We start from the raw sequence: 23792 nt of genomic DNA, 5'->3' as shown, positions 1-23792 counted from the left end.
AAAAGCTCAGGCTCATGCGAATCGACGTGCAGCGTCCAGGCCCAGGCCAGCACCAATACTTCCAAATAAATCACCTTCTACTTTGCGAGCACCGGGAACGATGGCTGCTATCTGTTGCCGCAGACCACGCACACCGCTAGAACCGCCGGTAAAAAATACGGTATCGACCTGTTCAGGTCGTATCCCGGCATCATGAATGACGCTGGAAACCGCGTTAGCGATGCTGACGCTCAAATGACCGATTGCTGATTGCAAGCCTGTGTGTTCAATGACCAGTGAACAGGCGGATGCTGCTGTTGATGTTGCTGTTTGTTTGCTACGTAAACGTTCCAATGGCAAATTTACCATGTCTTGATCAGAAAGCAAAATCTTTGCTTCTTCTGATTTAATGGCCAGCCAGTGTCCATCGCGGTCCTCAACCAAATTGAGTAATCGTTCAAAGCGCATTCTAAATTCAGGATTCTGGATGTCGCGGTACACATCTAAAAGCTCGCGTCCGACCTTTTGCGTATAGACCTGATTAATTGTATGCCATGTTGCCAGATTATAGTAATAGCTGGAGGGAATATCGGTTTGATTTGACAGTCTTCCACCCAGTCCCAGTAACGGCATGATGTGCGCCAGGCTCAGATATTTATCGAAGTCGGTTCCACCAATATGAATACCGCCATTGCCTAAAATATCATCACTACGGTCAAGTACGTGTGAACGTTTGGGTGAGAGGCGAACCAGAGAAAAATCGGAGGTACCACCGCCAATATCCGCGATCAGCACTAATTCTTCTTTGTCGATACGCGATTCGTAATCAAATGCCGCAGCGATCGGTTCAAATTGAAAATGGACTTCTTTAAAGCCCGCTTCTAGCGCAATATCTTCTAAGGTATTTTGCGCAATGCGGTCAGCATTCGCGTTATCGTCAATGAAATGGACGGGACGGCCCAGGACTGCATAGTCAAAGGATCGTCCGGCTGATTTTTCGGCGCGTCCTTTTAATTCGCCAATAAATTGCCCTAACAAGCCTCGAAACGGCACACTTTTGCCCAACACTTCAGTCTGTCCATCCATCAGACTCGTGCCTAACAAGCTCTTCATGGAACGCATCAAGCGCCCTTCATAACCTGCCAGATAATTGCTGAGTGCGGCGCGGCCATAGCTGACTTCATCATCTTCTGCATTAAAAAATACGACCGATGGCAAGGTGACCTTATCTTGCTCTAAAGTTAACAGCGCTGGCCGATTGGCCTGATGCCAACCCACTGTTGAATTTGAGGTGCCAAAATCTACTCCGCAAGCTTGGGACATGAAACTTTCCTGTTTAAAACGAAAACGCCGTCAACCTGATGCTGGCGGCGTTGAAATTCTGAAAATAAATATTACGGTGCTGGTGCGTTATCGGTCCGGATGACCAGCAATTGGTCGATGCGATAATGGTCAATATCAACGACTTCAAATTTGTACGAGCCTACCATGACGTAATCGGTACGTTTCGGTATCTTTTTCAACATCGTCATCATGAAGCCCGCAATAGTCTCATAGCTATCTTGCTCGGGCAAGGAATCAATCGCTAATGCACGGCAGACATCTTCGATTGTTGTCGCCCCGTCAATCAGCCAGGAGTTTGCATCACGTTGAACGATTTGATCTTCCTGGAACGGATGAACTAAATTACCCATCAAAGTGCTGAGTACATCATTGAGTGTAATCACGCCCACCACGAGTGCATATTCATTCAAAATGACGGCGAAATCCTCACGCGTCCCTTTAAATTGCTCCAACATCTCGGACAATGTCAATGAATCCGGTACCGCTAGTGCGGTACGTATGGATAGTTCCTGCACTTTGGAAAATGCCTGATTGGTCAAGACGCGCTTCAAAATATCTTTCGACTCAACATACCCCACCACATTGTCAATATGTCCATCACACACTAAAAACTTGGCATGGGGATGTTCGGCAATTTTTTGCCGGATGACAAAGTCGCTGTCTTGTAAGGTGAAATAGACAATACTATCCCGTTGCGACATCGCACTTGGTACGGTGCGGCTCTCTAATTCGAACACATTACCGATCATATGATGTTCGCGCGCTTGCAGGACACCCGCTTCGGCGCCAGCATCGACCATCGCGTAAATTTCATCGGAGGTGATTTGCTCATCTCTTTCAGTCGGTAAATTCAATATGCCGAAAATCAGATTCGAGAGACCGTTAAATACCCAGACCAAAGGTTTGAACAAGCGCACACATAACAACATCGGCGTGACGACGAATATAGCGACTGCTTCCGGTGCAATCATGGCCAATTTCTTAGGCATTAAATCGGCAAATAAGATAAAAATCGACGTAACGAATAGAAAAGAACTCAAAAAACTGGCAGTATCGACCCAGGATGCATCGCCGAACATCGTATGGAACACCTTCGCAAAATACGGCGTTAAAGCTTGCTCACCTAATATACCGCCGAGGATCGCGACACCATTGAGGCCAATTTGCACCACCGTAAAAAAATGCCCCGGCTCTTGTTGCAATTCTAATACTTTAGCAGCGCGCGGCTCGCCTTCGGCTTCGAGGACTTGCAATTTCACCTTACGCGCCGCTGCCAGTGAGATCTCTGACATCGAAAAAAAGGCGCTGATGGCGACTAACAAAGCAATCACCAGAAAGTGATCAAATAAGGGCATAAGTGCTCCTGAATACCTAAAACGTCATGTTGAATTTGGGTCAACGTCCGCCGCTTCAACCGCCGCCGCACCCAAACATGCATGATGATGGGCAAAAAGGCAGAAACAATGAATTGAAGGGCTAGACCATCGAACTCCCTGACAAAAACTATTTTTGCAAGAATCCCATGGATTGAATCATATACTATTGCGATTGCATGAAAATGACAGCTGAGACAGGTGACTTAGTGCGCCTGAAACGATTGTTGTTTCAATGCCGCAATTATTTGTCTTTGAACCATCTCTTTTTTCAATGAAAGCCCACAAGGATGACTGTACCCGAGCTTCCTGCTAGCGCTGCTAGCCCTGCACCAAGCCCACTTTCGACAAACGTACGTTTTGTGCTGATAACGGTATTTCTCGATATTCTGGGCATTGGCTTGATTATTCCAGTGCTCCCCAGGCTCGTCGGGCATTTTACGCAACAAGCTGACGCCCAGGCACAGTGGTACGGCGCGATTGTGGCGATTTATGGCGTCATGCAATTTTTCTTTGCACCGATTATCGGCGCATTGAGTGATCGCTTTGGCCGTCGTCCGGTTTTGCTCACCTGTGTATTTGGTCTGGGGCTTAATTTTTTACTGCTCACGCAGGCGACCAGCATATTCTGGCTGCTTATCATACGCGCATTGGGCGGTGTGACGGCGGGTAATTTGTCGGTTGCTAACGCTTATATTGCCGACGTTTCAACCCCCGAAAATCGCAGTAAAGCACTAGGTAAAATTGGCGCGATGTTTGGATTGGGCTTTATTTGTGGCCCCGTCACTGGCGGCTTGCTCGGGGAAGTGAACATCCATTATCCGTTCTATCTGGCAGCGGTTGTGTCCTTATTGAATGTGGTTTATGGTTATTTTTCTTTACCAGAATCCCTGGCTTTGGCCAACCGTAAGCCATTTTCAATCAAATCTGCCAATCCGTTTGCGGGTTTGAGTGGCCTCGCACATTTGCGTGGCGTTGGTTCATTGGTATGGGTGTATGGACTAACCATGTTTGCCCAGTTCACTTTGCAAACGACGTGGGTATTATCGACCGAATTGCGGTTTGGCTGGACACCGATGCAAAATGGCTTGTCGCTATTTATGGTGGGAATTTCCAGCGTCGTGATGCAGGGTGTGTTCCTTGGTCGCTATATAAAATGGGTCGGTGACGCCAAGGCGATCTTGTTTGGACTGATTTCATCCTGCACGGCGCTGACTCTTTATGGTCTGGCTACGCAAGGTTGGATGATGTACGTGCTGATTTTATGTAATGTTCTTGCTTTCGCTGCCGGTCCAGCGTTGCAAGCTTTCTTTTCGCGTGCCGTTGATGCGCGTTCGCAAGGGGTAGCCATGGGTTCATTGAGCGCATTGGCCAGTATTATGAGTGTGGTCGCGACGCTGGCGGGGACGTCGCTGTTAGCCCAAGTGAGTCATGCGCCACGCGGAAGTTTGTTGTTAGGAGCACCATTCTTTATGGCCGCGTCAGTGCAGTTTGTAGCGTTGGTGATGGCTTATTTGCATATGAGAAAAGTAAAACAGGACGCTTAAGTCGAAAATTAAAATTCCGAACTTATATTTCGAATTCAAGTTCCGAACTTAAATTCCCCAAATTATCTTGAAACAAAAAAAATAGCGAACCCACAGTTCGCTATTTTTTTGATGCTGACCGACGATCTTTTTACAGATGTTTTGCGCTTGATATCATCGCTTCGTGTTCATCTTGCTTTTCAATGTCTGCAACCGGTTGGTTATCCAATACGCGATTGAGACGCTGCATATCGACATCATTACCCCACTTACCCACCACAATCGTTGCAACGCCATTGCCTATCAGATTGGTCAAGGCCCGCGCTTCAGACATAAAACGGTCGATCCCAAGGATGATAGCCAGGCCTGCAACAGGTACGTCGCTCGCGGCAGACAGTGTCGCTGCCAATACGATAAAGCCACTACCCGTCACACCTGCAGCGCCTTTGGATGTTAACAACAATACCGCCAGCAAAGTCAATTGTTGCAGCAATGTCATCGGCGTATCGGTCGCTTGCGCAATAAATACTGCCGCCATCGTCAAATAAATCGACGTACCGTCGAGATTAAACGAATAGCCCGTTGGAATCACCAAACCAACAACCGACTTTTTGACGCCCAGTTTTTCCAATTTACCGATAATGCCTGGCAACGCGGATTCAGATGACGACGTGCCGAGCACAATAAGTAACTCTTCTTTGATGTATTTGACGAATTTCCAGATACTAAAGCCGTGAAAGCGGGCAATTAAGCCGAGTATGACAAAGATAAAAATTAAGCAAGTGCCATAAAAAGTCGCCATCAGATAACCTAACGACAACAAGGACTTGATACCAAATTTACCGATTGTGAAGGCCATCGCACCAAACGCGCCAATCGGTGCAACTTTCATGATGTAGCCGACAATTGTAAACAAGACGTGAGAGATTTTTTCGATAAAATCAAATACCAGCGTACCGCGGCCACCAAAGCGATGTAGCGCAAAGCCAAAGAAAATCGCGATCAACAAAACTTGTAAAATTTCGCCCTTTGCAAATGCATCAACGAGCGTTGTCGGAATGATCGCCATCAGGAAGTCAACGGTTGTTTGCATTTTTCCCGGACCTGTATAGGCGGCGATTCCTTTGGTGTCCAGCGAATGTATATCAATGTGCATGCCCGCACCTGGTTGCAGGATGTTGACCATAAACAAGCCAACAATTAATGCCAGGGTACTCACTGTTTCAAAATACAACAAAGCCATACCACCGGTTTTGCCGACTTTTTTCATGTCTTCCATGCCCGCAATACCAATAACCACGGTACAGAAAATAATCGGGGCAATCATCATCTTAATGAGTTTGATGAAACCATCCCCTAACGGTTTCATGGCGGCGCCGGATTCGGGATAGAAATGCCCGAGAAAGACGCCCAGTAGAATGGCAACAATCACCTGAAAATACAGGGATTTGTAGATCGGCTGCGACTGCATATTATGTCTCCGTTGTGTGGGAAGGTGTCACCATGTTTTAAACAGGTAACGCCGATGCTGACTTGTTTTCTGTCGGCTATTTTATGGTCAAAATGAAATATCAAAATCCATTATGAAAAATTAAGTATTACACGGCTATTGTGGCTTTCCACACCAAACAATTGTTAATAATTAGAAATAATTAGATTCGCTTAAGAATGAATTTTTATAAGCTCATAAACGACATTGTCTAAAAACAAATTTATGTGGTGTTTTTAATAATTAAAAGAGGAGATAAGCGCATTTATCGTCTAAATAAAGACGTTTTCTTTATTTCCTGCCATTGAAAATAAGTTTAATTGGCTTAATTTCGAAATTAATTCAGTAAAAAGATGGCAACACCGAAGCTTCTCCGCATTTGATCATACCTTTTTAAAAGTGTTGTATGTGACACGCTTCATGCAACACTCCTGTAACAATTTATTTAATAATCTAAACAAATAGGGAAAAAATTTTCATTAGAAAAATTTAACTGAAAACGTTGTACGCATTTTGTTCGGAACCGTGGTTGAGTTCGACACAGCGATGTTTTTAGTGCCCCTATTTAAAGCAAATAAGAGCAAATTAAAGCAAATAAAAAAACACTTATCAAATAACTGGGAGCGGGTATGGAATTCAGAGAAAAAATTGGGGTCAACGCAGTACGCGTCGCGTTAGCAGTTTTCGCGACCGGCACCTTGATGGCAGCACACGCGCAAGAACAAACAACACCAAATACAGATAAAGTGGAACGTGTGGTGATCACAGGTTCAAACATTAAATCTATTGATACTGAAAGTACTTCGCCGGTACAAGTGATCAAGCATGAAGATATCATGCGTCAAGGCGTGACGAACGTTGCTGATCTGATCGGTAATCTGTCTGCATCCACAGGTGGCCTCAGTGATATCGGCGGCAGCAATAGTTTTGCACCCGGCGCAACAAGTGTAAGTTTGCGTAACTTAGGTGAACAATCAACCTTGGTGTTGCTGAATGGTCGCCGTCTCCCGGTTTATGCGTTAGCTGACTACACCAATGTATTCTCTAACGTTGACGCGATTCCTCTGGACGCGATTGAGCGCGTAGAAATCCTGAAAACGGGTGCTTCCGCGATTTATGGTTCAGATGCAGTTGCTGGCGTTATCAATATCATTACCAAATCGAATTACCAGGGTCTTGACGTCAGTGCTGACCGCACGCAGTCTTCCCATGGTGGTGCATTCGCAACGACAAAAGCATCGATTACTGGCGGTTTCGGTGAGTACGATAAAGATGGTTATAACGTCCTGCTGAATGCTGATTTCTACAAACGTGAAAGCACAATGTGGACAAATCTGTTGCAATATACAGATCCTGCACTGCTGAAGTATTCTCCAAATTTTGGTAAATATTCGACGTATTCTTATCCAGGAAATATTGTTGACGCCACAGTCACACCAGTTCCCGGCTGCGATCCAAGTTTGATTCAAGGCGGCGCCTGTAAATATAATAAATATGAACGCTTCCAAGCTGTTCCTGAATCGCAACGTGCGAACTTCTACGGTTCCGGCACATTAAATCTTGGCGGTGGCACGCAAGCTTTCGGCGAAGTACTGTATTCAAAAATCACCACTAAATACATCAGCCCATTTACCTACTATGGCGATGGTCTGGGTACGATTGGTTGGGGTAACCCGACAACGGGTCAGTCTCTGACGTTTAATTACCTCGGGTTGCCAGTGACGAATCCGCTGAACTCCGCTGGTGAGGCAGGTGCCGCATTGCGTTACCGCTTTGTTGACGCGCCAACATTCCAGAATGTGGATAGCAGTGAGTATCGTGCCATCGGTGGCTTACGTGGAACGTTTAAAGACTTTGACTGGGAAACAGCTGCCGGTGTAATGGGTTCTAAAACAACGACAACTCAGCGTGGCGCGTTTAGTAGTTCTGGCTTCATTCAGACGATCGGCGATTACAATAAATATACTGGTAACGTCAGCTCTGCGAATCTGGCCTACACGGCAACAGACCCAAATTTCTTTAATCAACCAAATGGCTACCATCCAGGTCAGGTCAATAGTGCGGCGGTATTGAATACCTTGTTCCCAGCCTTTGGCTACCAAGGTAAAGATTCGCAAGCATTTGTTGATGCTAAACTGAGTGGTACTTTGGCGAAGTTGCCCGCTGGTGACTTAGGCTTTGCGGTCGGTGGTGAAGTACGCCATGAGAGCTATTCCAATACGCCGTCAGCCAATCTGTTGGTCGGCGATATTGTCGGTTACGGTGCTAGCTCCTCTGATGCTTCACGTAACACGAGCTCTCTGTTTGCTGAGTTCAATATTCCAGTATTTAAGAAATTTGAAATTTCAGCAGCAGCCCGTGTTGATAAATATCCTCAATTAGCAGCACATTTCTCACCACGTCTGGCTTTCCGTTATACACCAACGGATTCAATTTTGTTGCGTGGTACGATCGAAAACGGTTTCCGTGCACCAAACATGGTAGAAAGTGCCCAATCAACTAAGTTTGCATACAGCGGTGGTACTTCAGATCCTCAGCGTTGCCAACAAGCGACAAATTTGCAAAATGATTTGAACAATAAGGCAAATGCCTTGAATCCGAATGACCCGCAGGCGGCACTGTTATATGCCCGTGCAGAGGCTGTGTATAGCGCGGAATGTAGTTTTGGTTTGGCGATTAAAACGCTTAATAACCCAGATTTGCAACCTGAAACATCACAATCAATTTCTGTTGGTATCGTCATTGAGCCGATTAAAAACTTCACGGCCTCTTTCGACTACTGGCATATTGATCGTAAAGGCACGATTGGTATTCCTTCAATAGCTCAGGTCTTGAATGGTGGCCCGTTGCCAGCAGGTACGACATTAAATCGTGCAGCATTGAACCCAGCAGCTGATCCTACATTTACTACGGCAGAAATTGCAGCTTATGGCGTGACATCCGGTCCGTTGCAAAACGTAACGCAAATGATGGAGAATCTGACGCAGCAAATTACCAGCGGTGTTGACGTTGAATTGAAAGGTAAAGCGAAGTTTGAAAACCTCGGCACCTTACGTGTTGGAATTGATGGTACCTACCTGATCAGCTACAAAGATTCAAACATCAGTGATATTACTGAGAATCTGGCTGGCCAATATGGTTTCGCACACGTCAATGCTAATGCGACGGCAGCGTTGGAAACCGGTAGTTTCACGAATGGTTTCCGCTTAAACTACAACAATGGTTATGCATTGCAACAAGGTAAGTACGATGCGACATGGAACAATGCGGCATGCAAAACAAACAAGGTAAGCGCATGCTATGTTGGTTCAAGCCAGACTGTTGATTACTTCTTTGTGTACACTGGATTTAAAAATACAGTGATCTCTGCAAACGTGTTGAATGTGTTTAACCAGTTAGCCGCGACGGACATTCGTGCGTTTGGTATTGGTGGCGCAATCCCATCGAGCTTCCAAGATGCACAAGGTCGTATGTTTAGACTGAGCTTGAATTACAAGTTCAAATAAGATGTAAAGTTGTCCGAGGTTAGACAGCAAGATGTAACCTGAGATTGGTCTGAAACTCCCGCATCACTTCGGTGATTGCGGGAGTTTTTTTATGCCGCAGCGTCTTTTCTGCGCTGTGCCATATCATTGACGATGCGGCCTAAAGTCCGCAAAGCATCGTCTAATTCATGCGAGTAATGGGTGCCGCAATTGAGCCGTAAAAAATGATCGAAGCGGTTCGAATTCGAATACAGCAAACCCGGCGAGACTAGAATATCGTGACGTAATGCGGCATCAAAAACGGCACGTGACGACACTTGGTGCGGCATCTCTACCCATACCGATACGCCACCATCGGGAATGGTTAAACGCGTGCCTTCGGGGAAATAGGTCGCAATGCCTTCCGCCATTTTTTCGCGTTGTTGTGTCAGTGTGGCGCGCAATTTTCGCAGGTGTCGGTCATAGCTACTAGATTGTAAAAAGGTGGCAGCAATGAGTTGCGATAACTCTTCGTTATAGCGCGTCTGAGCATATTTGAACATGCTGATACGTGCTTGCCAGCGCCCGCCCAGCATCCAACCCAAACGCAAACCGGGTGCTAAAATTTTATGTAACGAGGCACAATAAATCACATTGCCAGTGCGGTCCCAGTGCTTGGCCGCCGTCGGAATCTTGTCACCATTGGCCAGCGCGCCGTAGGAGTCATCTTCGATCAGTGGAACGTTCTTTTCTTCACAGAGCGCCACTAACCTTTGCTTATGCGTGTCGGGCATGATGCTACCTAACGGATTTTGTAAATGTGGCACCACCACAACTGCTTTGATATTGTCATAGGTTTGCATCGCCAGTTCTAAGGCTTCGATTGAAATACCTGTGCTGGGGCTGGTGGGGATTTCTAAAGCCTTCATCCCCAGGCTTTCGAGTACTTGCAGCAAGCCATAAAACGTCGGTGATTCTACTGCGATGACGTCGCCTGCGTGTGCTACTGCGCGCAATGCGAGGTTCAACGCTTCGATGCAGCCATTGGTGACGATGACCTCATCTGCAGGCGTACTGATACCCACATCCAACGCGCGTTTTGCCAGCGCCGCTTTTAATTCGCGGTTGCCGCCGGGTGAAATGGCCTTGGTTAATAAAAGTGGATGTTGACGTAGCAAATTGGCTGCGAGTTGGCGCAACTGTTTATGTGGGTACAAGTCTGGCGCCCCTGTAGCGCGTGCCAGATTGATTTTCACTGATCGTTGACCCTGTGCAATGATGCCAGAAACACGTTCATGGATACCGACAAACTGTGCCGGATCGATACCCGTCGCCGGCTTGGGTTCTAGCGCTGGCGCCAGGCGCACCCGTCGGGGTTGGCGCACAAAATAGCCCGAGCGGGGGCGTGCCTCCAACCATCCTTCCGCTTCCATATAGCGGCACATTTGCAGGGCAGTTGACAGGCTGACTTCATGCAATTGCATCAGCTTACGCACCGACGGCATGCGATCACCGGTCGCAAGTGTGCCATGGCGGATGGCGCTCAGATAATGTTCCGCTAATTGGCGATATAGAGTAGGTGCTTGCATCCGTAAATCATCCGTGTTCTGTCGTGGCTGGCAAAGATACAGTTAAACAAATTTATGACCATAACAGTGAATAATTTTAGCCTGTGCTGCGATACAGATAGTAAATTTCTGTGCCTGTTGGTGATGCGTACTGACGTTTAGGCTGTGAACTTCACCAACTGCTTCTCAGGAGAGAGCAATGCAAACCCAATTTATAGGTCAAGGTCAATGCTTGTATCAGCGTATCAACAAATCCAGCCACATCCATGTACGCTCAGGACGCATCAGCGTACAAAAGTGCGTGAACGTGTCGGAAGGCATTTGTATGAGCTCTACAATGTCGGTGGCGGAAGGTGATCGCTATACAGTGAGTGAGGGCGGCTGGTTATGTCTGACGGCACACACTGACTGTGATCTATTGTTGGAAGAACCGAGCTCCGGCATAGAACGCATCTTGAAATATGTCGGGAGTCTTTACCGTCGGTTGCACCTTGTTGAGTCTGCTGCGTAGATTCAGTTGTGTAGAGTCCGCAACTCAACTGCCGAAGAACTCTTTTTTCAGGAAGGTTTCCAGCTGTTCGCTGTCTTGTGGGCGCGCAGAAAGAGTGACCACGCGTCCGAGACGAGGCGACTCCCAGCTAAAGTCGCCTGGATAATGCGAGCGAATGAGTTCTATCATTCGTCGTACCATGGCGGTTTGCAGGTCGCCGCCTAAACCAGCATCGACTTCGATGGTTTGTTTCCAGCTATTGCCAGACGTCGGTTTCCAGCCACGGAACGAAAAGCTACCAACCCGGGTGCTCATGCTTGTAATATGGAACACACCATTCGTCCCTTCACGTCCAGCTGCTTGCTGCATGCTATGGCGAACATTCGCTTCCGCTACTTCTTGCGCACTCATACCGTGGCTGGACCGATTTGCCGCTTGCTCGTCTTGATTTGCTGCCTCTTGCTGGGCGCGACGGCGTTCACGTGCTGCATTGAGCATGCTCATCATGTCCTGCTGTGGCGGTGCTTCGACAATAGGTGTCGGTTCCTTGACTGTCGTTTGTGCTGTCTGAACAGGTGCCACAGGCGTTGGCGGCGTGATCGACTTCTTGGTATGCGGGATGACGGGCGGCTTTGGTGTCGATTTTTTTGGTGCTGGCGCTGCCATCTTGGCCATAACGGCTTTGTCCAAAATTAATACCATGGGTGTGCGTGAGCCAGCATCATCCCCCTGCTTTTTCTTTTTTTCTACCTGAATATGAAGCAAAAAATAAAGCAACAGGGCATGAATGATGACTACGATTGTAATACCGATGAAATTGGCCGGACGAAACCTGAGATGCAGGTGAATCTCACCGGGATCGGTAATATCGTTGTCATTTTCAGGTGCTTCAATACTCAACTTCATGGGTGATGTTTCGGGATATCTGAATTTTGAGTTGCCAAGGATACCTTAATCTACGCCGGGCACTGTAACAAAGATTGCTAGACACCTACCACGGATGCCATTTCTGCAAGTCATAAAAAAGTAATGTGTAACAATTCATTACATCAGAGACCCAGTTCGCTCACTAAGTTCCCTATGAAAAAATACGATCTTACGACAACGTGGTTGAATTTGTAACATTTGAAACAACAAATTCCCTTAGGTAAGATCGATCCCATCCGCTAAGCTAATTCGTATTGATAAGCGCTTTGCTACCGCGTGTACCATTTGGAGTAAGTCATGCAACACACTTTGTTAGAAAATTTGCTACAAAACGGCAACCTGGTCACATTAGAAATGAATGAAGATCCTTCGTTAGCAGGCGCAAACGCAGTAAAAACTGGAAAAGCTGAAAAAGCTGAAAAAGCTGGAAAAGTTGTAAAAGCCAGTTCCTCAGTGATCGGTGCGAGTTTGCTTTTAGAGGCATGCGGCGGCGGTTCTGCGTCGAGTTCGACGTCCTCTTCGACGATCCCGCCGGTCGCGGTCGCACCGACTGATGCTGAAGCGTCGCGCTTTCTGGCGCAGGCGTCTGTCGGCGCGACTCGTGCCCATATTGCTCAGGTTAAAGCGTCTGGTTATTCAGCATGGATAGACGCGCAAATCGCCTTGCCGCAATCGGCGAGTCGATGGAATTGGTTGAAAACCAAAGGCTACGATGCTGCCGCCAATATTTTTACCCAAAATGGCTTTGATTCGGTGGTTTGGTACAAACTGATGACGTCACCCGACACGCTAAGACAACGGGTAGCGCACGCTTTGTCTGAGATATTGGTGGTTGGTATTGACGGTTTGACAGGTTCTGGCTGGCAAGCTTTTGCGGCCGCAAACTATCTGGATCTATTGGAGGCCAACGCCTTTGGTAATTACAGAACCTTATTACAGGTCATTTCTACCAGTACAGCAATGGGACAGTATCTGACATTCGTTGGCAACATAAAAGCGAACCCAAAAATCGATTCTCTCCCTGACGAAAACTATGCTCGTGAGCTGATGCAATTATTCACCATTGGTCTGCTAAAACTGAATCCAGATGGGACTCCCGTGGTCGTCAATGGTGCCAATCAAGAGACCTACACCCTCACTGATATTACCGGATTAGCCCGCATTTTTACGGGGTGGAATTTCGATTTATCGACCAGCAATACGACGACGCCAGATTTTCATCAACGGCCATTGACACAGGTAGCAAGTCAGCATGAAACTGGCGCCTCGACTTTCCTTGGCAGTACTGTCCCTGCTGGTTTGACTGGCGCACAAAGCCTGACGGCAGCGTTGGATATCGTCTTTGCTCATCCGAATCTGGCACCATTTGTGAGCCGGCAGCTGATTCAACGACTGGTGACCAGCAACCCTTCGCCCGCCTATGTGCAACGCGTCTCTACGGTATTTTTAAATGACGGCAATAACGTGAAAGGCAATCTGGCTGCGGTTGTCAAAGCCATATTGCTGGATGATGAAGCGCGCAATAGTAGTAATTTGACCAACCCACAATTCGGCAAATTGCGCGAACCGATTTATCGGTTTTTGAACTGGGCGCGTGCCTACAATGTCACCTCAGTAAGCGATTTGTGGACGGTAGGCAATACCAGCGATGCGTCTTCCAAACTAGGTCAGAGCCCGCTGAGATCGGGCTCCGTGTTTAACTTTTTCAGGCCTGGTTATGTGCCACCAAATACCTCGATTGCAAACGCTTCCTTGGTGGCACCCGAGTTCCAGATTACGAATGAATCCACGGTGATTGGTTACGTTAATTTTATGCAGAGAATCGTCAGCAAAGGGAATACTGACCTGGTTCCTGACTATAGTAGTCTGACACCATTAGCGGCGACACCAAGTGCTTTATTGGCAGAAATCAATACTGTAGTCGCGGCCGGGCAACTGAGCGACGCGACGATTTCTGCACTCGTTACAGCGATTAGCAGTATGCCTGGCGGTACCGACGCGGCGAATGCGAACCGTGTTTATGCGGCACTCACTTTAGTGTTTGCAGCCCCCGAATATATCGTTCAGAAATAAGGAATTCATCATGACTAATAAACCAACGATGAATGCGTCACGGCGCGCATTTTTACAGCGCGCTTCCAGTTTATCCATTGCCGGTGTCGCGACGCCTTGGGCGCTCAATTTAGCCGCTTTGTCTGAAGCTTCTGCTGCCAACGCGACTGACTATAAGGCCACGGTCTGCATTTTTCTGTATGGCGGTAACGATTACGGTAATACCTTAATTCCTTACGATACGACCGGCTATAACGCGTATTTTAATTTGCGTCCCAGCCTCGGATATGCGCAAAATTTACTGACTAGCACCGTGCTCAATCCGCTCAAAGCGCCGATTGATAGCGCAGGTTTTAGCCATCAATATGCGTTGGCACCCGAACTGGCGCCGCTCATGCCGATTTTTAGCGCCGGCCAGATGGCCGTGATTTTAAATGTTGGTACCCTGGTTCAACCAACTACCAAATTACAGTACACCAACAAAAGCGTGCCTTTACCTCCTAAGCTGTTTTCTCATAACGATCAGCAGTCGGTCTGGCAGTCTTCGTCAGCGGAAGGTGCACGGTCAGGCTGGGGTGGAAAGATGGGGGATCTGTTTCAATCTTCGAATACTAATTCGACGTTTACCTGCATTAATGTTTCAGGCAATGCCGTTTATCTCGCTGGCAATACTGCCGTACAGTATCAGGTTTCTACGAATGGTTCCGTGCCACTCAACGGCATTAAATCGCCTTTATTTGGTTCCGCTGCGTGTTCAAGTGCGCTGCAGGCCTTGGTAACGCAAAGCCGCACACACCTTCTGGAAAATGAATACAACCGCATCAATAGCCGCGCCATCAATGCCAATGCGATCTTGACCAGTGCATTGGCGAGTGCACCGGCATTAAAAACGGTATTTCCGACTCAGAATAATCTCGGCGACCAATTAAAAATGGTGGCGCGCATGATTTCAATTGCGGCGACGACAGGCGCGAAACGCCAGGTATTTTTTGTGTCTATGAATGGTTTTGATACGCACGATGGTTTAGTAACTATTCATCCAAAATTAATGACAGGTTTGGCAGACGCGATGTCCGCTTTTTATAACGCCACGGTAGAGTTGGGTGTCGCCAATAATGTGACCAGCTTTACGGCATCTGATTTTGGACGAACCTTGAGCGGTAACAATGATGGCTCTGATCATGGATGGGGCAGTATGCATTTTGTGATGGGCGGTGCGGTGAATGGCCAACGTTTTTATGGCACGCCACCAGTTATCGCATCCAATGGCCCTGATGACGTCGGTCAGGGACGGTTGTTGCCAACCACATCGGTCGATCAATATGCGGCGACTTTAGGTAAATGGCTTGGTGTCTCCGACAGCGATTTGCTGACCTTGTTACCAAATTTGGCGAATTACAATGTTAGTAGCCGGAATTTGGGTTTTGTCTGATTGCAGGTGACGGTTTTTGGGGTTGTACACACAAAGACGTGGTTTCCACCACGCGGAGAGCGGGATTGACCCGCCAACCAAATCTGATGACTCTTATGTGTTGTATTTGACTTAGAACTTTCTTTATTTAGGTAATCAGCAAAGCGACCACCCTCAATCCCAACCCCAATCCCAACCCCAATCCCAACCCCAATCCCAACCCCAACCCCAACACCAACACCAACACCAACACCAACACCAAGCTGGACTCGCTTACGGTAGAGGGGAGTAATTGCCGTTATTTGAATTGGCGTCACATGGCAGTGTGGTTGGCTAAACCAGCCCAAACCATCCCAACCCTGCACCTAACGCCAGCAGCCATAATAAGTGCAGCCGTGTGCGCCAGACAACCAGTGCACATAAGGCGGATAACAACCAGATCGGCCAGTCCTTGCTTGGGATATCGTGGGAGCTGGCCATAATCCAACCAGTTGATAATAATAAACCGACCACAATCGGCGCCATGCCAAGCTTGAAGCTGCGCACGATTTTCAAATCCCTATTTTCATGACCCCACCGGGCGGCCATGAATGTCAGCGTTGCACTTGGCAATAAAATACCACTCATCGTGATTAATACCCCCAGCAAACCTATCCACATGCTGCCGGCATTCAGGCCAACATTCCAACCCATTAAGGCGATGAACAGGACGTTTGGACCAGGCGCCGCCTGTGCGATAGCGATGGAGGAGTTAAATTGGGTATCGTTTAACCAATGCTGTTGTCCAACAAGATATCGATGCATATCCGGCAAGGTCGAGACCGCACCACCGACCGATAACAAAGACAACATCAAAAAGTGCAACCACAAATGCAGCCAGTCAGACCACTGCATATGTATTAATAAAAGATGTTCCGGATTGGGCATTATTTCCCCAGCTTTTTAAAAACCAGGCGCCAGGAAAACGCACCTAAACCAAGTAATACGTAAAGTAAGGGAATGTGCAGTAAGCCGACACAGATAAAACAAATTGCACTTAGGATCAATGCCACGCCCTGGCGCAAAGGATGATTTTTTAATGCTGGTATCAGTTTCAATCCAGACGCAAAGATCATGCCGGAAGTGACCGCGCTCATGCCGCGCAAAGCGCCTGCAACGCCAGGATGACTGGCAAATTGCGAATACATTAAGGCCAGTAACAATACAATGATCAGAGGCACCGTCAGCATCCCAGCTAACGCCGTCAGCGCTCCTGGCAAGCCAAAATAGCGGTTGCCAACCATCATCGACAAATTCATGACATTGGGACCGGGCATGATCTGCGCTACTGCCCAGTCTTCCATAAACTCTTCAGGTGTCAGCCAACGTTTCTTTTCTACTAATTCGCGTTGAACGATCGCGAGTACGCCACCAAAGCCTTGTAAAGCTAATAGCGTAAATGACATAAACAGATCTGCCAGCGATTGTGGTCGTGGTTGAGGTGCAAGTGTTTCGTTTGACATGGTGCTGGTGGCGTCAACAAAAGGTCTGATTGTAAAACAAGCCAGCGATCTTCGCAGAAAATAGTCTGTCCTGTGTACCTGATAAATTCATTAACGACAGCGCCTTAATCTTGTGATTGTCGGTGTGCACGTATGCGTGCGCGCCACTCGCCTAACACCGTGAGCGCCGCCTGAAACTCGCGTTCAATGAGATCTGCTTCGGTATCGGTAATAACACCATCAAGTAAGGCGGTAGACACTGCCTCGGCAACGTCGCCAACTTGACTCATGACGCGACAAACGGTACGTGATAAGTCGTCATCTTTAATTTGTCCCGGCTCAGGAATGACAAATGCCGCGAGCCCGTGTCGTCCTAATAAAGCGTGTAACGGAAGATGTGCATCGCTCACGCCTGCCGCATCGCAACATTCAACAATTTGCGATAACTCTTCAAACGATGGGTAATGCGTTTCTATCCCCGGAGCTAATTTATTTCTCAACACATTGACCGATATATCCAGCTTCGAAGCCAGCGCCTCCAATCCTCCCGGATAAGCACGGGCGACTTTGTACAGAGCGTCGTGCTGGTTCATGTCGGAATATCTGCGCGTCATCTTTTCTCCTCGTTACTCATTAACAAGCGTCAACTCGTTGACGTAAACAAGTCAACCAATGATCTGCTTCATCGACTTCACTGACAACCTGAGAAAAATCAGTGACGGTACGTGCTGCGCGTTCCAGTAGTTGAATATCAGCCTCATGTTGCCGCGCAACATGAGGATCTTCTAAAAATAAAATACGACGAATTCCACGATCTAATACTAATTCAGCAAGTTGTGCGTCGCCACCTAAGGGGCCAGACAAATATGGTTTAACCCAGTGTTGCCCTGCGTCTTCGCCTTTGATTTTCTGTGCCAGTTGATTGAGCAAACCACCGGTGGTACCGGTTGCATAGCGATGTGAAAACTGATCAAGTAGCGAAAAATGTTTTTCAGCAAGTAACAACATTTTTTGTTTCATTGCATCGTGTGCGATCAGAGCAATACCTTCATGCTGTAAATCGAAACTTGGGTCCAAACTGACATCGCGCGGTGCGCCCTGCGAATGGGCTTCTAGTTCCAGCCATTCTCGGGCGCTTGCCAAGGTCGCCAGAAAAGGCTTTTTATGAATCACGCATTGCCGTTTTAAGGCAACAGCTTCTGGGAAAATAGAAGAAGGATCAACTGGATCAATCAAATAGATCACGGCATCTACGGCACGCAGAGGGTCACTGTCAACGACGCGCGATACGAGTTTCATCAAGCCACCATCGCGGCCATAGGGAAAACGTTCGACACGAGAGCAAATATCCATCAATCCATGCGACACCATGGTATCGAGGGTTCTGCCGACCACCACAAATTCGGGATCGAGAAAGGAAATGGCATGCTGAGCCCCACGGATTAACTTGACTAAGGCAGAGTCTTGCGCGTCCTGGTGAGACCTATTGGCGATTAACCCAATGCGATATTTCTTTTTTGTGAGTTGATTCAAGTTTGCACCCTTCCATTTAAATTTTTAATAGTGTACCTTGCGATTCATGGAATAGTCAGCTATTCGTCAGTTAACTAATAGTTGATTAAGTGGTTGATCAAGTGCTTGAGAGTTTGCCAGACGCCTGTTTCTCCACAACAATACGTTACCTAATTCGACACGATGGAAACATCTTTTTTAACATGGAAAGCGTAGTATCAAATCAAGTCAAAAAAAGCGAAAGAAAAATGATGAAAAAATGCCTCCATCTTTTTTTTGCACTGCTCATCATATCTTCATGTGCCAGCGCCGTTGGCGATGATGATTTCGATGAAGATGAAATGCAGGTGCAGCATTGGGCCTTGTTGGGGGACGTAGAGGCTCAGAATACTTTGGCATTAGCATACTTAAATGGTGACTTCGGTTATCAAAGTTTAGAAGAGGCGCGCCTATGGCTGACGCGAGCTGCTGAACAAGGGCATCCGGGCGCGCAAACGAATCTTGGCCTATTGTATTTGACGGGCGAAGGTGAAGATCGTAATGAAGCGTATGCCTTAGCTTTGTTTAATCAAGCTGCCAAACAAAATTTCTCATCGGCGCAATTGATCTTGGGTTCTTTATATGAACTAGGAAAGGTCGTTCCGCAAGACCTCAAAAAAGCTGCTGCCTGGTATCAAGGTGCAGCTGCACAAAAAAATCCTGCCGCTCAATATCATCTTGCAATGCTTTACAGTGAAGGCAATGGCCTGCAAAAAGATGAAAAAATGGCAGTGGCTTTGTTAAAGCAAGCATCGGAAAAAGGTTTATCTTCTGCCCAATTTCAGTTGGGAAGGCACTATTTGTATGGTGCAGGAATTGAAAAAAATGTGATTGTGGGCTACCAGTATTTATTACAAGCTAGCCTGAACATCGGCACTAAAAAATTGGATAGCCGTGACTTGGTCAGTTCTGGTTTAAACCAAGAACAAATTGCTGCTATTCAAGAAGAAACGCGTAACTGGCAACCTACTAAGTTATGAGTTTATTGTAAAAACTTTTTTTCAAATTCTTCAACTGACATTGCTGGCGCAAATAAAAATCCCTGCAATTCTTCGCACTGTAACGTTGCTAAAAAATTTCTTTGTTCTACCGTTTCTACGCCTTCAGCGATGACTTGTAATTTCAAAGCGTGCGCGAGGTGAATGATTGCGGTGACGATCGCCACATTGCTTTCATCATCCGGTAAATCTTCAACAAATGAGCGGTCAATCTTCAATTTGTGGATAGGAAAACGTTTGAGGTAACTCAAGCTCGAATACCCTGTGCCAAAATCATCAATCGATAGTTTCACGCCAAGTTTGGCGAGTGCCGTTAATTTTTTCAGATTCTCATCAATATCTTTAATTAACACCGATTCGGTTAACTCCAGATCGATGCTTCCCGGCGCTAAATTATTTTCGGTCAGCGCTGCAGCGATCGTTTCAACAAAATTTGCTTGCTGAAATTGTAAGCCTGAGACATTGAAACTCATCCTGAGTGTATGGCCTTGGCGTTGCCATTCTGCGGCCTGACGCATGGCAGTTTGCATGACCCAGTGACCTATTTGAACGATGACACCAGATTCTTCAGCGATAGGTATAAACTGGCCAGGGGACACTTCGCCTAAATCCTTATCGGTCCATCGGATCAGCGCTTCGACGCCAAAAATGTTGCCGGTCTGCATATCGAACTGCGGCTGATAATGCAAACGAAACAGATTTTTTTCTAATGCTTGACGCATTGCATGATCCAACTTCATGCGCGAAAGCAAACCAATATTCATTTGCCTTTGATAAAAACGGAAATCCGAGCGACCGCGCTCCTTGACGTGGTACATCGCGCTGTCAGCGTTTTTAATTAAATCATCCATGCTAATGCCATCAGCAGGATAGAGAGCGATACCAATACTCGACGTCACCGTAAAGTTCATGCCATCCAACGTAATCGGTGTCGTCAGTTCTTCTAACACACGCTGGGCGCAAATTTCGGCACCGGCAGCGTCTGCTTCATGCAGCAGCAAAATAAACTCGTCACCGCCTAAACGCGCGGCAGTGTCGACTTGACGGATGCAACGTTTCAAGCGTTCTGTCACTTCCAGTAAAACTCGGTCACCAAATGGATGACCCAGGGCATCGTTAATTTGCTTAAAGTGATCCAGATCTAAAAACAATAAGGCAAATGTGCCATTTTTACGCCCGGCATGGGTAATCGCCTGATGAATTCGTTCGGCAAGCAAAAGTCGGTTGGGTAGTCCGGTGAGTGCGTCAGAAAACGCTAGTTCTTCGATTTTTTGCTTCGCAGCGTGCGTCTCAGTGCGGTCTTTAAAGAAGCCAATATAGTGAATTGTTTTGCCTTGATCATCTTGCAATTTCACCAGCGTTATCATGCACAAATACGCGTGGCCATTCTTACGACGGTTCCAAAGTTCACCTTCCCAGGAGCCATTAATTTCGAGTTTCGCTAATAACTGATCAATTAAATCGATGTTACTTTCAGTGGCAAAAAATGACCGCGGTGATTTGCCGCGCATTTCTGCTTCCGTGTAGCTCGTTAATTTTTCAAAACTGGGATTGATGGTGATTATTTTTTGTTCGTGATCAGTAATAAAAATGGCGTCAGTACTGGATTCAAATACCTTCGCTGCGAGATGTAAGCGTGCCTCATCGGCTAATTTTTGTGTGATGTCTCGATAAGAATAGACTCGTCCAATTGGACGTCCGCGAGCGAATTGCGGCAAGGTAACACGCTCCAGAATCTTTCCAGAACGCAGGACTAAAACATCTGTCGCCTCCATTAAGGGAGAGCGGCCGATCGTACCCAGACGTTCAGTGTACCGTTCGGCATCGATCATGCATTTGTCCATCCACGCATAGATCGCGCCGTCATCACGTTGCGTCATTAATTCGTCTGGCAACCCCCATAGTTCAGCGAACAGATGGTTGTAACTACGGATGCCACCGTCTAGGTTGGTCACCAAAATACCGTCGGCAGTTGATTCTAAGGTGCCTCGCAATTCCGCAATCAGTTTTTCTAATTCATTTTCAATTTTGCGCTGGCTGCTATGATCATTGATTGCCACAACGTAGAATGAACCATCCATACCAACTCTTACCAGAGAAACCCGGCGTTCTACTTGCAAAATACTGGCGTCGGCACATTGCAACAATGTTTCTGAATGGATATTTTCTGACAGACCAACGGCGACGTCTTCCCAAAAAAATACATCTTCTGGCGCAGCAGCAATATCAATGATGCCTTTTCCTGACAGACTGCCAGGCTCAACTTTGAGTAATTGGTGTGCGGTACGATTAGCGGTCAGAATGCGTAAATGGATCGGGTCAACCAGAATGATGGCTTCTAGCATTCCCTCTATCAATGATTGCAATTGATGCGGTTTCATTAGCTATTTCCCACTGCCAGGTCAGCACCTGCTTCTAGTCCGCGCTCGAAGAAGTAACACAAGCGTTTTCGAGGAGACAAGTAGTCATAAGCGGCTTTTGGTAATTGTAGAGGTTTAAGGCTACGGTGAATGCCGAGTTGTTGTTCCTGCTCCAGATTGATAATTAAGGCTTCTTCACGTGGATATGTCGGGTCGTGAATGATGACTTTAGGTTTGATTGGCCGCGCCGAGTTCACCGAGACCACCAACGCGTAGCGTTCATCGGTCAACTGTACGACTGAGCCCGGCGGGTAAATCCCCATCATGCGAATAAACGCGGTTAAGGTTGGCGTATGAAAGCGCGGTTTGTATTGGGTGAATATTTGAGACAAGGCTTCATGTGGTGTGATCGCTAGCGCCGGGTTGGCTGGATTGCATAGATTGTCATAAAAATTCACCAACGAAGCGATGCGGCTTAAAGACGACATTTTCTCGCCTCTGATGCGGCTCGGATAGCCGCTTCCATCTACATACTCGTGGTGCTGTGCGATCAACAGCAAGGCACCTGGTGGTAAATCCATTTTACGTGCCAGCGCAAGGCTATGACCTACATGTTCTTGGAAAATTTGTTTTTCTGCATAATTGAATTGTTCATCGACCCAACGTAACCGGTCTGGTAATTCTGCTTTCCCAATGTCATGCAGCAAGGTGCCGACACCAAGATGCAGCATATCTGACTTACTCAGGTTTAAGGTTTTTCCCAGCAAGAGTGAAATGACTGTTACATTGATTGAGTGCAATGAGCTTTTTTCACCTGCTTTTTCTGACAGCAACCGAATTGCCGCTTCGTCCTCATCTAAAATCTGCCCTAGAAAACTTTGGATAAGTTCTTCAGATAATTCTTTTGCGACGCTTGGTTGAGAAAATACCTGATCGCCAATTTGTTTGAATGTTTGGGCAGCGCTGCTAAATTGTTTTTCGCAAACTTGCAAACTGACAGCTTGGTTGATTAACAAATCACGCCGCAGTCGAAGCTCGCGTTCTTCTGAGGTTTCTTGATTTTTTGCAGCTGCTTGCGCCGCCGCACTGTCAGAGGTGAAATTCGCTGCCTGATCTTCATCCGTGTGAACCACAGTGCTCTTGTCGGGCGAAAAGCGTATGCGTTGTAATCCCAACGAACGCAGGATGTCTATTTGTGTTTGATTGCTGATTTTGAAGTTACTGACGGGGAACGGATGATCCATCCAACCAACGTCGAGGTAGACGAACATTCCGAGACGCAATTGTGATAGGTCGATAAATTGTGTATGAATATCAGTCATCGCATTCACTTATCACAAGGCCGCGCCTTAGGGATAAACATCTCAATTGATTTTTTGCCATTTTTACAGAGAACATTGTATTGCCACGATAGTACAACAAATTTTTGTAAAAAAAGCCACATAATTATAATAAAAACAATGAATTTGCACTTAGTTTGTTGTTTAATTCAATTTATTTTTTATAAAGACTGAAGGTGATTACTGAGCTCCGCTTTTTCTTGAATGGAAAGAATTACGCCAACGATTCATTTTAATTAATGTCAGGACGACAAAAAAACTATCTGTTATACGCATCCCATAGTCCTAAGACTTAACTATGTCACGAAATGTGAATTTGTAAAGCGTAAAAAGAGACAATTGATAAATATGTGTTTCAAGATGTTTCTGAAATTGAATTTTGTACAAAGGCCGCGGAGGGATCAATTCTTACGGTAAGCAAGTCAAGCTCAGATAGTTA

At 46.8% G+C, this 23792-nt stretch carries 18 protein-coding genes; 6 read left to right on the top strand and 12 right to left on the bottom strand.

What is annotated here, in order from left to right; genetic code table 11:
* Window positions 1–12 precede the first annotated feature (12 nt).
* The gene (locus ACO0K1_RS12745) at window positions 13–1302 is read right to left on the bottom strand and encodes an Hsp70 family protein (RefSeq protein WP_423026259.1); all 1290 of its coding nucleotides are present in this window, start codon (window positions 1300–1302) and stop codon (window positions 13–15) included.
* A 71-nt stretch (window positions 1303–1373) separates the two neighbouring features.
* The gene (locus ACO0K1_RS12740) at window positions 1374–2678 is read right to left on the bottom strand and encodes a hemolysin family protein (RefSeq protein ID WP_423026257.1); all 1305 of its coding nucleotides are present in this window, start codon (window positions 2676–2678) and stop codon (window positions 1374–1376) included.
* A 308-nt stretch (window positions 2679–2986) separates the two neighbouring features.
* On the opposite strand from ACO0K1_RS12740, the gene ACO0K1_RS12735 reads away from it, so the two are divergent.
* Complete coding sequence (locus ACO0K1_RS12735; protein ID WP_423026255.1) at window positions 2987–4243, top strand: TCR/Tet family MFS transporter; 1257 nt, start codon at window positions 2987–2989, stop codon at window positions 4241–4243.
* 130 nt (window positions 4244–4373) lie between these two features.
* On the opposite strand, the gene ACO0K1_RS12730 is transcribed toward ACO0K1_RS12735, so the two are convergent.
* Window positions 4374–5693 carry a dicarboxylate/amino acid:cation symporter gene (locus ACO0K1_RS12730; protein ID WP_423026253.1) on the bottom strand — a complete coding sequence of 440 codons (1320 nt, stop codon included), beginning with the start codon at window positions 5691–5693 and terminating at the stop codon, window positions 4374–4376.
* Between the two features lie 647 nt (window positions 5694–6340).
* Between ACO0K1_RS12730 and ACO0K1_RS12725 the strand changes: the two genes are divergently transcribed.
* Window positions 6341–9217 (top strand): TonB-dependent receptor domain-containing protein, encoded by a 2877-nt coding sequence (locus ACO0K1_RS12725; RefSeq protein ID WP_423026251.1) that lies wholly within the window; start codon window positions 6341–6343, stop codon window positions 9215–9217.
* A gap of 89 nt (window positions 9218–9306) precedes the next feature.
* On the opposite strand, the gene ACO0K1_RS12720 is transcribed toward ACO0K1_RS12725, so the two are convergent.
* A complete protein-coding gene (locus ACO0K1_RS12720) occupies window positions 9307–10764 on the bottom strand; it encodes a PLP-dependent aminotransferase family protein (RefSeq protein WP_423026250.1) in 1458 nt (485 codons plus the stop codon).
* 178 nt (window positions 10765–10942) lie between these two features.
* Here ACO0K1_RS12720 and ACO0K1_RS12715 point away from each other — a divergent pair, with 178 nt between their 5' ends.
* Window positions 10943–11254, top strand: coding sequence for a hypothetical protein (locus tag ACO0K1_RS12715; protein WP_423026248.1), 312 nt, complete (start codon window positions 10943–10945; stop codon window positions 11252–11254).
* 24 nt (window positions 11255–11278) lie between these two features.
* Here ACO0K1_RS12715 and ACO0K1_RS12710 read toward each other — a convergent pair whose 3' ends face one another.
* Window positions 11279–12139: a hypothetical protein gene (locus tag ACO0K1_RS12710; protein ID WP_423026247.1), complete on the bottom strand. Its 861-nt coding sequence runs from the start codon at window positions 12137–12139 to the stop codon at window positions 11279–11281.
* Window positions 12140–12457: 318 nt separating this feature from the next.
* Between ACO0K1_RS12710 and ACO0K1_RS12705 the strand changes: the two genes are divergently transcribed.
* Complete coding sequence (locus ACO0K1_RS12705) at window positions 12458–14233, top strand: DUF1800 domain-containing protein (RefSeq protein ID WP_423026245.1); 1776 nt, start codon at window positions 12458–12460, stop codon at window positions 14231–14233.
* Between the two features lie 10 nt (window positions 14234–14243).
* A complete protein-coding gene (locus ACO0K1_RS12700; protein WP_423026243.1) occupies window positions 14244–15644 on the top strand; it encodes a DUF1501 domain-containing protein in 1401 nt (466 codons plus the stop codon).
* On the opposite strand, the gene ACO0K1_RS12695 is transcribed toward ACO0K1_RS12700, so the two are convergent.
* From ACO0K1_RS12695 to ACO0K1_RS12675, 5 genes are all read right to left on the bottom strand, one after another.
* Window positions 15608–15940: a hypothetical protein gene (locus tag ACO0K1_RS12695; protein WP_423026241.1), complete on the bottom strand. Its 333-nt coding sequence runs from the start codon at window positions 15938–15940 to the stop codon at window positions 15608–15610. The two genes, ACO0K1_RS12700 and ACO0K1_RS12695, sit on opposite strands and share 37 nt — an antisense overlap.
* 16 nt (window positions 15941–15956) lie before the next feature.
* Window positions 15957–16550 (bottom strand): chromate transporter, encoded by a 594-nt coding sequence (locus ACO0K1_RS12690; protein WP_423026239.1) that lies wholly within the window; start codon window positions 16548–16550, stop codon window positions 15957–15959.
* Window positions 16550–17125, bottom strand: coding sequence for a chromate transporter (locus ACO0K1_RS12685; RefSeq protein WP_423026237.1), 576 nt, complete (start codon window positions 17123–17125; stop codon window positions 16550–16552). Before ACO0K1_RS12685 ends, ACO0K1_RS12690 begins: the two co-directional genes overlap by 1 nt.
* A gap of 104 nt (window positions 17126–17229) precedes the next feature.
* Entirely contained in the window at window positions 17230–17718 is a 489-nt protein-coding gene (locus ACO0K1_RS12680) for a phage regulatory CII family protein (protein WP_423026235.1), read from the bottom strand.
* A gap of 19 nt (window positions 17719–17737) precedes the next feature.
* Window positions 17738–18637: a methylglyoxal synthase gene (locus ACO0K1_RS12675; RefSeq protein WP_423026233.1), complete on the bottom strand. Its 900-nt coding sequence runs from the start codon at window positions 18635–18637 to the stop codon at window positions 17738–17740.
* Between the two features lie 227 nt (window positions 18638–18864).
* On the opposite strand from ACO0K1_RS12675, the gene ACO0K1_RS12670 reads away from it, so the two are divergent.
* Window positions 18865–19635 carry a tetratricopeptide repeat protein gene (locus tag ACO0K1_RS12670; RefSeq protein WP_423026231.1) on the top strand — a complete coding sequence of 257 codons (771 nt, stop codon included), beginning with the start codon at window positions 18865–18867 and terminating at the stop codon, window positions 19633–19635.
* Between the two features lie 2 nt (window positions 19636–19637).
* Here the strand turns inward: ACO0K1_RS12670 and ACO0K1_RS12665 are convergent, their stop codons facing one another.
* A complete protein-coding gene (locus tag ACO0K1_RS12665; RefSeq protein WP_423026229.1) occupies window positions 19638–22034 on the bottom strand; it encodes a sensor domain-containing protein in 2397 nt (798 codons plus the stop codon).
* On the bottom strand, window positions 22034–23335 hold the full coding sequence (locus ACO0K1_RS12660; RefSeq protein WP_423026227.1) for an HD-GYP domain-containing protein: 1302 nt from the start codon (window positions 23333–23335) through the stop codon (window positions 22034–22036). The genes ACO0K1_RS12665 and ACO0K1_RS12660 overlap by 1 nt, the downstream gene beginning before the upstream one ends.
* Window positions 23336–23792: the final 457 nt, after the last annotated feature.

This window comes from Undibacterium sp. SXout20W (assembly GCF_049340285.1).
Lineage (GTDB): Bacteria > Pseudomonadota > Gammaproteobacteria > Burkholderiales > Burkholderiaceae_D > Undibacterium.
This window is presented reverse-complemented; position numbering and strand designations above follow the sequence as displayed.

Bases quoted from the DNA above. Each gene is read 5' to 3' on its own strand.
- ACO0K1_RS12715 (WP_423026248.1), top strand. From the start codon at position 10,943: ATGCAAACCCAATTTATAGGTCAAGGTCAATGCTTGTATCAGCGTATC.
- ACO0K1_RS12710 (WP_423026247.1), bottom strand. From the start codon at position 12,139: ATGAAGTTGAGTATTGAAGCACCTGAAAATGACAACGATATTACCGAT.
- ACO0K1_RS12705 (WP_423026245.1), top strand. From the start codon at position 12,458: ATGCAACACACTTTGTTAGAAAATTTGCTACAAAACGGCAACCTGGTC.
- ACO0K1_RS12745 (WP_423026259.1), bottom strand. From the start codon at position 1,302: ATGTCCCAAGCTTGCGGAGTAGATTTTGGCACCTCAAATTCAACAGTG.
- ACO0K1_RS12720 (WP_423026250.1), bottom strand. From the start codon at position 10,764: ATGCAAGCACCTACTCTATATCGCCAATTAGCGGAACATTATCTGAGC.
- ACO0K1_RS12700 (WP_423026243.1), top strand. From the start codon at position 14,244: ATGACTAATAAACCAACGATGAATGCGTCACGGCGCGCATTTTTACAG.
- ACO0K1_RS12725 (WP_423026251.1), top strand. From the start codon at position 6,341: ATGGAATTCAGAGAAAAAATTGGGGTCAACGCAGTACGCGTCGCGTTA.
- ACO0K1_RS12680 (WP_423026235.1), bottom strand. From the start codon at position 17,718: ATGACGCGCAGATATTCCGACATGAACCAGCACGACGCTCTGTACAAA.
- ACO0K1_RS12685 (WP_423026237.1), bottom strand. From the start codon at position 17,125: ATGTCAAACGAAACACTTGCACCTCAACCACGACCACAATCGCTGGCA.
- ACO0K1_RS12660 (WP_423026227.1), bottom strand. From the start codon at position 23,335: ATGACTGATATTCATACACAATTTATCGACCTATCACAATTGCGTCTC.
- ACO0K1_RS12735 (WP_423026255.1), top strand. From the start codon at position 2,987: ATGACTGTACCCGAGCTTCCTGCTAGCGCTGCTAGCCCTGCACCAAGC.
- ACO0K1_RS12690 (WP_423026239.1), bottom strand. From the start codon at position 16,550: ATGCCCAATCCGGAACATCTTTTATTAATACATATGCAGTGGTCTGAC.
- ACO0K1_RS12740 (WP_423026257.1), bottom strand. From the start codon at position 2,678: ATGCCCTTATTTGATCACTTTCTGGTGATTGCTTTGTTAGTCGCCATC.
- ACO0K1_RS12730 (WP_423026253.1), bottom strand. From the start codon at position 5,693: ATGCAGTCGCAGCCGATCTACAAATCCCTGTATTTTCAGGTGATTGTT.
- ACO0K1_RS12670 (WP_423026231.1), top strand. From the start codon at position 18,865: ATGATGAAAAAATGCCTCCATCTTTTTTTTGCACTGCTCATCATATCT.
- ACO0K1_RS12665 (WP_423026229.1), bottom strand. From the start codon at position 22,034: ATGAAACCGCATCAATTGCAATCATTGATAGAGGGAATGCTAGAAGCC.